Source organism: Acetivibrio saccincola, assembly GCF_002844395.1.
Taxonomy (GTDB): Bacteria; Bacillota; Clostridia; order Acetivibrionales; family Acetivibrionaceae; genus Herbivorax; species Herbivorax saccincola.
Genome location: NZ_CP025197.1, coordinates 1,046,554 through 1,057,443, shown reverse-complemented (window position 1 = coordinate 1,057,443; position 10,890 = coordinate 1,046,554). Strand labels below are relative to the sequence as shown.

The following is a 10,890-nucleotide window of genomic DNA, read 5'->3' as shown; positions in this document are numbered from 1 at the left end:
GTTTTTGGAAAAAATAGCCTTTAAGACCTTGCTAATTATAGCATATAAAAATATACAGTTCAACCACAGATTTTATGAAATGTTATGTTCAGTAATTTATTGCATCATGTATAGAACCTTTAAGAATTGTTAAAGCAGCATAAAAAATCAATATAACAATTATACTAAATACAATTAAATAAATAAGCCTTGTAATTATTACCGCCTTTTTTCTTATTTTTCTCCCATTTATCTCACGATATAAGTTTATTACATATGTAAAATATAAAAAGAGAAAACTCCCCGGAAGAGAATAAACAAATAGTTTGAAAAAGAATTGGTTTGGGAAAATTAGAAACGCAATAAAAGTTCCAATGATTACTAATATACAAATAGTTACTTCTATGGAATTTCTTGAGTGTAATTTGGATTTTTTCACAACCCCCATACCCCTTTTGCAGTTAATTTTTCTTACCCTCACTTGATTTTACTTGCTGTAATTTTAACACTTCATGTATCTATACAATTAAAAAATTTTGCCCCACTAAAAATTATACCACATAAACCCGTTATTTAAATTGCAAAACAAAAAATTGCTTTCTAACAAACAGTTTATATGTTATGCTTAAATCTAGGAAGCACCATCTAAAATTGGAGGATGATTGTTGATGAAATCCATAAAATATAATAAACTAATAAGAGACAGAATTCCTGAAATAATAGAAAAAAGCGGGAAAAAAGCCATAGTTGAAACACTTAATGAATCTGATTACATTAACTTTTTAAAAGCAAAATTAGAGGAAGAACTTGAAGAATTCAAAAAAAGCGAAGATATTGAAGAAATAGCTGATATTATAGAAGTACTGTATGCTATCGTAGAATTTAAAGGCATGTCTGTTAAAGATTTGGAAAAGATACGATTAGAAAAAGTTAAAAAAAGAGGTGCCTTTAAAAAGCGACTGCTTTTAAAAGAAGTTATTGAGAACTAGGAGGCTTTTAAATGGACATAAAAATTAAGGAAACCGGTAAGTTGGGTAGTTATGCTGAAGATCTTTTCATAGAATTATTTTGTGATACTTTTGGTGCAGATAAATCTCAATACCTGTTTCCTCAGTATCCTTTTATGGATATTTATGGAAATCACCGTTTTATAGATTTTGCACTTGAAACTGAAAACGTTAAAATTGCAATAGAAATTGACGGAGAAACATACCACAACCCTAAAAAGTCTCAAGGTATAAATACTATGATGATTTATTAAAACAAAACAGTCTTGTCTACAATAATTGGAAAGTATACAGGTGGGTATATAATCAATTAAAAGAACAACCTGAAAAAGTTAAAGACCAATTGTTGCAATTTCTTGGAGAAGTGCCCTTATTCCGTTTAATAGAAGATTTTCTTCCGCAGCAAAAAGGGAGTTTTTTTGAATGTAAATTTGAATTAAAAGAACATCAAATATCAGCCCTTGAAAACCTGCAAAACATGCGTAAAAGAAATGAAAGTATAGCTCTACTATATCACGCAACAGGTGCTGGCAAAACAGTAACAGCTGTAACTGATGCTAAAAATTTTGGTGAAAGAACCCTATTTATTGCCCATACAAAAGAACTGATAAAACAAGCTAAAAAAACTTTTAAACAAATTTGGCCCCAGGTGTCGGTGGGAAGTTATTTGGGAGAAGAAAAAGAAAAAAACGCTTATGTTGTTTGCGGCAGTGTTCAAAATGTATCTCAAAACCTGGATGATTTTGCCCCGGACGAATTTGGCTATTTAATTATCGATGAATGCCATCACAGTGCAGCAAATACTTATAAAAAGATATTAAATTATTTTAAACCAAAATTTACACTGGGTTTAACTGCAACACCTGAAAGAGCTGACGGTGAAGATTTATTTATGTACTTTAAAAATGTAGCACATAAACTTGACTTAAAAACTGCCGTTGAAATTGGTGAACTGGTTCCGGTCAGGTGTATAAGAATAAAAACCAATATCGATATTTCCAATGTTAGAATAAACGGTATAAAGTATAATTCTCAAGATTTAGAAAGCAAATTATTTATCCCTGAAAGAAACAACATAATAGTCAATACATACCTTAATTATGTTAAAAATAAAAAAACAGTGGTTTTTTGTGCCTCAGTAAGTCACGCAGAGGAAATTGCAAGACTTTTTAGAGAAAACGGTGTAAGCTGTGAAGCAGTTTCAGGCTCTTTAAAATCAAAAGAAAGAAATGATATTCTGGACAAATATGAAAAGGGCATAATTAAAGTACTATGTGCATGTGACCTTTTAAATGAAGGCTGGGACAGCCCTTCAACAGAAGTTTTGTTTATGGCAAGACCTACTATGTCAAAGACTCTCTACCTCCAGCAACTGGGACGTGGAATGCGTAAAGCTCCTAATAAAGAGTATGTCATGGTATTTGATTTTATAGATAATGCAGGGCTTTTTAACATGCCTTACTCGCTACACAGGGTTTTTAACATAAATGAATACCTGGCCGGAGAATATGTATTGGCACCTGCTGAAAAGAAACAACTTGATAAAGAATTGTTCAGAAAAGGAGAAAAACCAACAGTATATCTTGACTTTCCAATTGACGTTACTGATTATGAATTAATTGACTTATTTAATTGGCAAGATAAGGCAAAAGAAATGATATCTCAATTTGAATTTGTGCGTATGGTTGATGTTCAATCTGAAACAATCAATAGATACATTAAAGAAGGAAAAATTATACCTGATATGGAAGTACCCATGGGAAATAATAAAAGCTTTAAATATTTTTATGAAGAAACTGTGAAAAAATATGCAAAACAGTTTAACTGGGATTTAATCACCGCTGCAAACATGAAAGAAAAATTTATGAATATGGTAGAAAAAATGGACATGTCCTATTCCTATAAGCCTGTTTTACTAAAAGCAATGTTTGAATATGTAGATTCTGACGGCAGGGTAAGAGTTGAAGATATTGTTGATTATTTCATAGACTTTTATAATGAGCGTAAAGAAAATGGTCTTGTTGTGGAAAAGAAAAACAGTGTATTTTGTAAGGATAATTTCACAAGAAAAGATGCAGAACGTACTATCTTTTCAAATCCCTTTAAAAGATTTCAGGACATGCGTTTTATGGACAGGTGCAGGGAAATTGAATATGTCCGGTTTAACAGACATATCTTTAAAAAACTAACCAAAGAGGATATTAACTGGATTATCTCACATTGTGATAAAAAACTTAAAGAATACTATGAAAAAAGGTCATTTAAATAATTCCTATAGAAAGTCCCTTCGTTGGATTAATTTCTAAAGCCGGTATTTTTATATTGATTTAAAAAATCCACTCGCACCTTTCTCTGTAATTTTTCTTTCTCTAATTTGATAAACCTAGGGCAGATTTACCTAAAATTAATAAAGAACTGCTGATTTTCCAGCAGTTCTTTAAAAAGCTATTGTATCTGTTTTAATGCCTTATTATGTTATCACCTTATTAAATTGGCTTTTATCCCTCATGGAAGAAATATGGAAGTGCATCATAAATATAATGCCTTACATATCCCCACCAGTGTGTAAGACCCGGAGCTACAAGGAAGTAGAAATTACCCTTAGAGAAATCTGAAGTATAATCAAACTGAGGGAGCGTTTTCATAACTTCAATTTGAGGTGCAACATTAGGGTATGCAATATCCTCTGAACCGGTTGCAGCAAGAATAAAATACTCTCTCTTTGAAAGACCGGATCTGTCAATTGCAGAAGCAATGGAATATGCCTTGTCGTGAGCAGAATTACCTGACCAGTGGTCACCACTTAAAGGCATGAAATATCCAACGTAATCCAGACAATTAACCATTACAGCCCATGTTGCAACTGCACCCATTGAGAAACCACCAAAAGCTCTGTGCATTCTTGAAGCAGCTATTCCCTCAGGAGTTGTTGACTCTGCATAAGTAGAATACTTGCTTTCTACAAATGGAATTACATTTTCTCTAAACTCCCTGTAGAAATTTTGAGCTGTACAGTTGCCACCGTTGAATGTAGGTGTTACAACTATCATAGGCTCAATATCACCGTTCATAATCATGTGGTCAAGAATAAGATGCAAATTAACATCATTGCTAAAAATTGTGTTTTCGTTTTCCCCACCACCATGCATGAGGTAGAAAATGTTGTATTTTTTGTTCGGGTCATAGCCGTAAGGAAGATATACATTAAGACTCTTCATTCCGTTTATACTATTATATGTTTCTCTAACAATCCTTCCCGGCTGCGGGCACTGAGTCAGATAAGAATTAGGAGCGGGTCTGTATTGTAATGCCGGATCATAGTTAAATGGAGGTTTACCAGGATCTTCAGGCTCCTCAGGTTCAGGCTCCCAAGGTTCAGGCTCTTCCTCAACAGGAAATCTGTCAATTATTTCTAATATGTAACGTGATAAAAGTGCCATGTCATTGCTGTTTACTTCGCCATCCTGATTAACATCAGCTGCACGCTCAGCAGCTTCGCTGGAAAATCCTTCTTGCAGTATACCTCTCATTGCCACTACTAAGTCAATAGAATCAATAATACCGTCAAAGTTTACGTCACCTAGCTTAAACTTAGTTTCACCAGGTCCGGTAATTACAGTTCCTGCAACTGCTCCAATTGCTTCATCTACGTAGAAATCCATGGTACCTTCCGCTGTTTCCACATAAACATACATATCTGTTGCATCAGCCGGAATTGTGTATTCCGGGTTATATAAATGAACCCATTGGTTTGCAACAGCAGTCTTCATATCTATAGTATCGTATTGGGGATCCCCGTTTGAATCCACGTATTGCAGTTTCATGCAGAATGTTGCAGAAGTAGCGCCTCCGGTAAACATAGCAACGGAACTGAAACAATATTTATTTCCAGGGACATATGTTATAGGACTTAATGCACGTTGTGCACCGTTCCATGCATCTGTACGACCGCTAACGAAAAGTGCCCCTGAGCCTTTATAAGATGCCCTGTTACTTAAAGCAACTTCTGCCGGTCCCCTGTTATTCCATTGTCCCATGCTGTCTTCAAATGTATCATAATAATAATATCCATTTCCATCCGGTCCCTTTGGCTGTGTTGTGCCACCGTCATTAGGATTACTACCATCTCCCCATTCCGATTGAGGAACAAGAGAAGCTAATGCATGGTAAGCTGCCTTTGGTTGGTTATTTCTATCAAATAAAAGAGGTGCGTTTTCAGAACCTATCCATGTATTTGCATCATTAGGCCCCCACACGCAGATTGCCGTAACCTTCCCTTTATTGGAGTTTTTATTTACATCAATGGCTGCCTGGAAAACAGCTTTATATTTATCAGCCTGCTGCTGTGCACTAAATTTACCGTTTTCTGTACTTATATCAAGTTCCGTAATCTGAACATCACAGCCTATATTAATATACTTATGCAATGCAGTTGTATAGGTTTGTATACCTGTAAACCCATTCATATCTGAATTAATGTGAGACTGCATTCCCACACCGTCAAGTAAACCCTTATTGTATAAGGATGTACACATTGCAACTATACAGTCCCTCTTATGATCCCAATATTCGTTGTAATCATTATAGTAAAGCTTACAACCTTCCGGAGCATATTTTCTTGCATATTCAAATGCTTTCTCAATAAACTTGTTATCCCCATAAATCTGAACCCATGGAGATCTACCGTTTCCATATCCCGGTTCTCTTGCCCCACCAAAATTTCTGGTTCTGTTAGCATCATCGCTCACAGCCTCATTTACAACGTCATAGGCATAAAGATTTAGTGAAGGATACTGCCTTTTTATTTCAGCAAACATATTTTTTATGTAGCTTTCCATACGCTGATCCATCACTGATTGAGATGCCCAACTGCCATTGTTTTGGAAATTATCTTTGAAGAACCACTCAGGCGTCTGGCTGTGCCAAACCAGGGTGTGACCTCTGACAGCTATATTATTTTGTGCGCAAAAGTTTAAAATACTTGCTGCACGATTTAGGGAAACCCTGATATTTGTATTAGTTGAACCTGATTGCACCAGTGTAGCATCAGGCTTCATTTCGTTTTCAAGAGTAATGCTGTTAAATTCTTTCAAAATCATAGCGGTTATTGTTGAATTGTTTACCGTTCCGGAGTTAAGTACCGAACCAACTCTAAAGTAATTTGCATACATATCCTTTAATCCCACATTACCATTTGCTGCCGATACTGTATTTGTATTAATTCTTTTCTTTTCAGTTATGGTTACATCGTCAAAAATAAAATCTACAGTACTGTCAGTTGTAATTGACAGAGTAATATCGGATGCAGTTTTTGGTGCTTTATATTCTGCTGAAAGCTTAGTCCATTCCCCGCCGGCAGCACTTTCAGTTGCAATCACTTCTGAATATAACTCACCTGTCTTTATATCCTGGTAACTTAAAGAAAGATTAAATGTTTCAATACCATCCCCGTCATGCTTTACAAAAACGCTGTAATTGTAACTTTTGCCACCATCAAGATACAATCCTTTTTGCGAATACGCCCCGTCATTTTTGGATAAACGGTTTGTTACCATCATCCCCCTTGTAGAATTGTGTCCCAGATTTTCAACTGCTGATAAAATGGTACTTTCTCCAATATTGCACCATCCGTCATAGTTAATTTCAAAGTTGTCATAAACAATCCTTTCCTCATGTACCCTCCCCGCATTCAAAGGCGTTGCCCAAATCAGACCGGTTGACATTACAAACGCTATCACCGATGCTAAAATTTTCTTGAATTTCATACTAGTACCTCCCGTAGTATATTTTTTATTTGGCAAACCCTTGCCCGGGCATAATTTTGCCCTTTACCTTAGATGTACGAAAAATAGGCTTTTTTTCAGTTGGGAATTTGACTTAATTACAATTAATTTGCAAGGCTACTCAACTTTTATTTCAATAAATGTTGCATCTTTTTTGTCGAGTTCGGTAAATATTTCTTCAATATAAAGGGCAAATTCCCTGTGCCTTATATACCTGTTCGGATAATTAAAAGACTGAAAAGAAATCATGCTTCCATCCGCCAAACCCGGTACAATTCTAAACGTTGCATCTGCTTTAAATAAATCCGTGTCCTCGTATTTTTTCAGGATAAGTTCAAAATTTTCATGTTTTAGATAATATCCCGGGTAATTCATTGACTCAAAGGAAATGCAATCTGCTGCTGCAAGTCCGGGAACTATCTTAAATATAGAATCCTCAATAGGATCTACATATGGAGAAATACGGGCTCTAAACGACTCAGTCCGTATATAATACCCGCGGTAATTACTAGATTCAAATCTCCTATATATTGAATCGGTATTACCCTTTTCTAACATCTCTATCAGATTTGCCACAGCAGCCTCTTTAACATCTTCAATTGAAAGCTCATTTTCCAAGCTTTTGTATGCTATATATCTGCCGGTGGATATGCCTTTACTTATTGCATCCTCCCTTTCTTCTATATCTGCATGAAGGAGGTAAACATCTGCTTTGTATCTGTTTTCTATATCATTTTTCATCTCATTTATAATAATATCCAGCCTTTGTCTCTTCTCATGGATTTCACTATTGTTTTCTTCCATTTTCCAATTTAATGTACTTGAAATCAGTATATAATCTTTTGTATTCCCGCCGATTTCACCCTTAGCTTTTAATTCATTTATCATATTATCAATAACTTTAGAAATGTTAACCTTGTCAAACTCTATATTATTTAAAATTTCTCCTGCATCATCATCTAGTGCAACTAAATTTAAAACTCTCCCCTCATAGTCAATTTCCATCTCAAAACCAGGATTTATATCTACACTTATGTAGGCAAAAACCCGGGGGCTGTACAAAATGTTATTTATATCTATTATTCCTGTAAAGCTCATTAAACCTATTATCACAAGTATTATACATGCGGCACTTAAAGCCAGTTTTACTAAGGCATGTTTTTTCTTAATAATTTCCTTACCGGTAAATTCAACTTCCTTGCCCACACAAATTGTAGGGCTTCTCTTAATATAGTAGCACTGAAAATCTTCTGTAGTTACAATGGCTTTGTTTTTAGTAAGTTTTATTACAATTCCCTTATACTTCAATTTTCTTCCCCCTAACATCCTTTTTTAAGGATTTAAGCTTTTATTTGCCGCTTCAAGATACTTTGCAACCTTTCTTAAATTTCTAAACTAATTTGTAAACTTACCTAATTTCTAAACTTGTGATAAATTAAAATTGTGATAAATTAAAATACTTTGTTTAAATACCCTTTAAAGTTTTTGTAATCACTTTCAAGTAGTATACATAAACATATGATAAATGCCCTGTTTCTCTCCACGGTTTTTGGATGAACATCAATTAATTTTGAAAGTTTCTTCATCTGTATGTACTTTTTAGTTTTTAGTTTGTTTAAAATATCCTCATTCTCAATTATTTTTTTAGCAATGTCCACACACATTTGTTTTGAAGCTTTATGCTTTGGTACATAGTCCGGCAGTTTTGTAATACTCAATCCAAAACTTTCTAATTTTTTTGAAAAATCTTTTAACTCCCAAATAAGCTCATATCTGTCTGATTCCTGTCCAATATCATACATATTTAATTTTCCCTCAAGTTCCTTCTCGCTTTCCCTATAAAAATACGAAAACGGAATTTCTTTTTTGTCAATAGACGATGTTTTCCTGTAATAATCTATCATTCTCCTTTTTATCACCATTTCTGCAAATTTAAGAAAATTTTTGCTTCTGCCAATATCAAATCTCTCAATAGCTTCATCAAAGGCTATTAGCCCTATACTATACTCATCACTGCTTTTTAAATCAGATGTTTTATAAGAACAAAAACCAGAAACAATGTTTAATATAAAGGGAATGTAGTCCTTTATAAACTGTTCTTTTAATTGTTTGTCTCCCTTTTTAATTTTTTCAACAATCCTGGTTGCCGTTTCAGCAGTATAATTTATAGCAGCTGTAATAAATAACATACATCTCTTCCCTTTACTTTTCTATTTATACTTATGTTTATGTTACTAACTTTTGATTTTTAGTGTCAAGCAAAATATGCCTATGCCATTTTTTTAAAACTTTTAAGTCAATTTGTTATTATGTAATGCAGCCAATATTATAACATGATTTTTAAACTTTTTTATAACAATGTTCAACATTAACATTAAAACGCTTTTACAGAATTATATTTTGCATAAATTTAATTTTATTTATATCCTTGACTTCGAACATGTGTTCGTGATATTCTATATATAGCAGGTGATAATAATGGAAAGAGTTATACTTCACTCAGACCTCAACAGTTTTTATGCCAGCGTTGAGTGCATGAGAAATCCTGAAATCCGGGATAAACCTGTGGCTGTCGGTGGCTCCGTTGAAAAACGGCATGGAATTATTTTGGCAAAGAATTTAATTGCTAAAAGTTATGGGGTTAAGACGGGGGAAGCCATTTGGCAGGCAAGGCAAAAATGTCCGGATTTAATCGTCTTGCCCCCTGATTATAAGACCTATATTTATTTTAGCAGCGAGGCAAGAAGAATTTACAATTGTTATACGGATTTTGTAGAACCCTTCGGGATAGATGAATGCTGGCTTGATGTTACCGGTTCCTGTAAACTTTTTGGAAACGGTAAGTATATTGCTGATGAAATAAGAAAGCGGATAAAAGATGAACTGGGTATTACTTCCAGTGTCGGAGTGTCCTACAATAAGATTTTTGCAAAGCTTGGAAGTGACATGAAAAAACCCGATGCCACTACTGTCATTACCAGAGATAATTTTAAAAAGAAGGTATGGCCGCTCCCTGTTTCACATTTGCTCTATGTAGGGAGAGCCACGGCAAAAAAGCTTACCAATATAGGGGTACATACTATTGGTGACCTGGCAAACTTGAGTTTGGACTTTCTCAGGAAGTTTTTGGGTAAATGGGGTGAAACCCTATGGATATTTGCCAATGGCCTTGATACGGTACCTGTTATGAAAACCGACCTACATCCTACCATTAAAGGTATAGGCAATAGTTTGACAACGCCAAGGGATTTGGTAAATAACGAAGATGTAAAGCTGCTACTTTATGTGCTCAGCGAAAGTGTATCCGAGCGCCTTAGAAGACATAATTTTAAAGGAAAAACCGTTCAACTTTATGTAAGGGACAATGAACTGAACAGTATTGACAGGCAGGCAAAGTTAAATTGTGGAAGTTTTATTACAGAAGATATTGCAAGCAAAGCTTATGAAATATTTTTAAACAACTGGAAGTGGGAAAGACCCATAAGAAGTATCGGGGTAAGGGTAACAGATCTTGTAACGGCAGATACCTATGTGCAGCTTAGTCTTTTACATGATGAAAAACAAAAACTTAAAAAAGAACGGCTTGAATACAGTATAGATGAAATACGAAGGAGGTTTGGACATTATTCTGTTCAAAGGGCACTGGTACTTACGGATAAAGCCTTAAATGCCAATCCCGTTGAGGAGAATGTAATTTTTCCTGTATCATATTTTAAATAGTTAAATTTTGGATTGTTAAATTTTAGATTGTTAAGTTTTTGATAGTTAAATTTTTGATAGTCATTTGATAGTTAATAGTTAAATTACAGATATCTAAATTTTTTAAAGGCATATTTATTATTATCACTAAAAGAGGTGTTTTTTAGTGGATAAACCAGCTGTAGAAGTAATAGCATATTATAATTTAGACGGTGATATTATTCCTTTGAAGATTAGGATTGATAAAGATAAGGTATATAGCGTTGATAAACCGGGAAAGCCTGTAAAAGGTGCATCTTTAAAAATTGGAGTTCAAGGTGTCAGATATTCATGCTTTATCGGCGGAAAAAGAGCATATCTTTATCTCAATCATGAAAATAAATGGTTTATTGAGCCGGTATAAATGGTATTATACATATTGA

Annotated in this window: 8 protein-coding genes; 5 read left to right on the top strand and 3 right to left on the bottom strand. The window is 34.3% G+C overall.

Going from position 1 to position 10,890, the window contains the following annotated elements:
* The first annotated feature begins 647 nt into the window (after positions 1–647).
* The 3 genes from HVS_RS04825 to HVS_RS04820 all read left to right on the top strand — a co-directional run bounded on the left by HVS_RS04825 (position 648) and on the right by HVS_RS04820 (position 3,255).
* Positions 648–968, top strand: coding sequence for a nucleoside triphosphate pyrophosphohydrolase (locus HVS_RS04825; RefSeq protein ID WP_101299723.1), 321 nt, complete (start codon positions 648–650; stop codon positions 966–968).
* 11 nt (positions 969–979) lie between these two features.
* Positions 980–1,240, top strand: coding sequence for a hypothetical protein (locus tag HVS_RS17080; RefSeq protein WP_235827614.1), 261 nt, complete (start codon positions 980–982; stop codon positions 1,238–1,240).
* 92 nt (positions 1,241–1,332) lie between these two features.
* Positions 1,333–3,255 (top strand): DEAD/DEAH box helicase, encoded by a 1,923-nt coding sequence (locus tag HVS_RS04820; protein WP_242971689.1) that lies wholly within the window; start codon positions 1,333–1,335, stop codon positions 3,253–3,255.
* A 229-nt stretch (positions 3,256–3,484) separates the two neighbouring features.
* On the opposite strand, the gene HVS_RS04815 is transcribed toward HVS_RS04820, so the two are convergent.
* From HVS_RS04815 to HVS_RS04805, 3 genes are all read right to left on the bottom strand, one after another.
* Complete coding sequence (locus HVS_RS04815) at positions 3,485–6,751, bottom strand: endo-1,4-beta-xylanase (RefSeq protein WP_101299721.1); 3,267 nt, start codon at positions 6,749–6,751, stop codon at positions 3,485–3,487.
* A gap of 135 nt (positions 6,752–6,886) precedes the next feature.
* Positions 6,887–8,077, bottom strand: coding sequence for an AbfB domain-containing protein (locus tag HVS_RS04810; RefSeq protein ID WP_101299719.1), 1,191 nt, complete (start codon positions 8,075–8,077; stop codon positions 6,887–6,889).
* Between the two features lie 143 nt (positions 8,078–8,220).
* Entirely contained in the window at positions 8,221–8,958 is a 738-nt protein-coding gene (locus tag HVS_RS04805; protein WP_101299717.1) for a sigma-70 family RNA polymerase sigma factor, read from the bottom strand.
* Between the two features lie 289 nt (positions 8,959–9,247).
* Here HVS_RS04805 and dinB point away from each other — a divergent pair, with 289 nt between their 5' ends.
* Together dinB and HVS_RS04795 are read left to right on the top strand one after the other, a co-directional pair.
* Complete coding sequence (gene dinB, locus HVS_RS04800) at positions 9,248–10,489, top strand: DNA polymerase IV (RefSeq protein WP_101299715.1); 1,242 nt, start codon at positions 9,248–9,250, stop codon at positions 10,487–10,489.
* A 145-nt stretch (positions 10,490–10,634) separates the two neighbouring features.
* The gene (locus HVS_RS04795; protein ID WP_101299713.1) at positions 10,635–10,871 is read left to right on the top strand and encodes a hypothetical protein; all 237 of its coding nucleotides are present in this window, start codon (positions 10,635–10,637) and stop codon (positions 10,869–10,871) included.
* Positions 10,872–10,890: the final 19 nt, after the last annotated feature.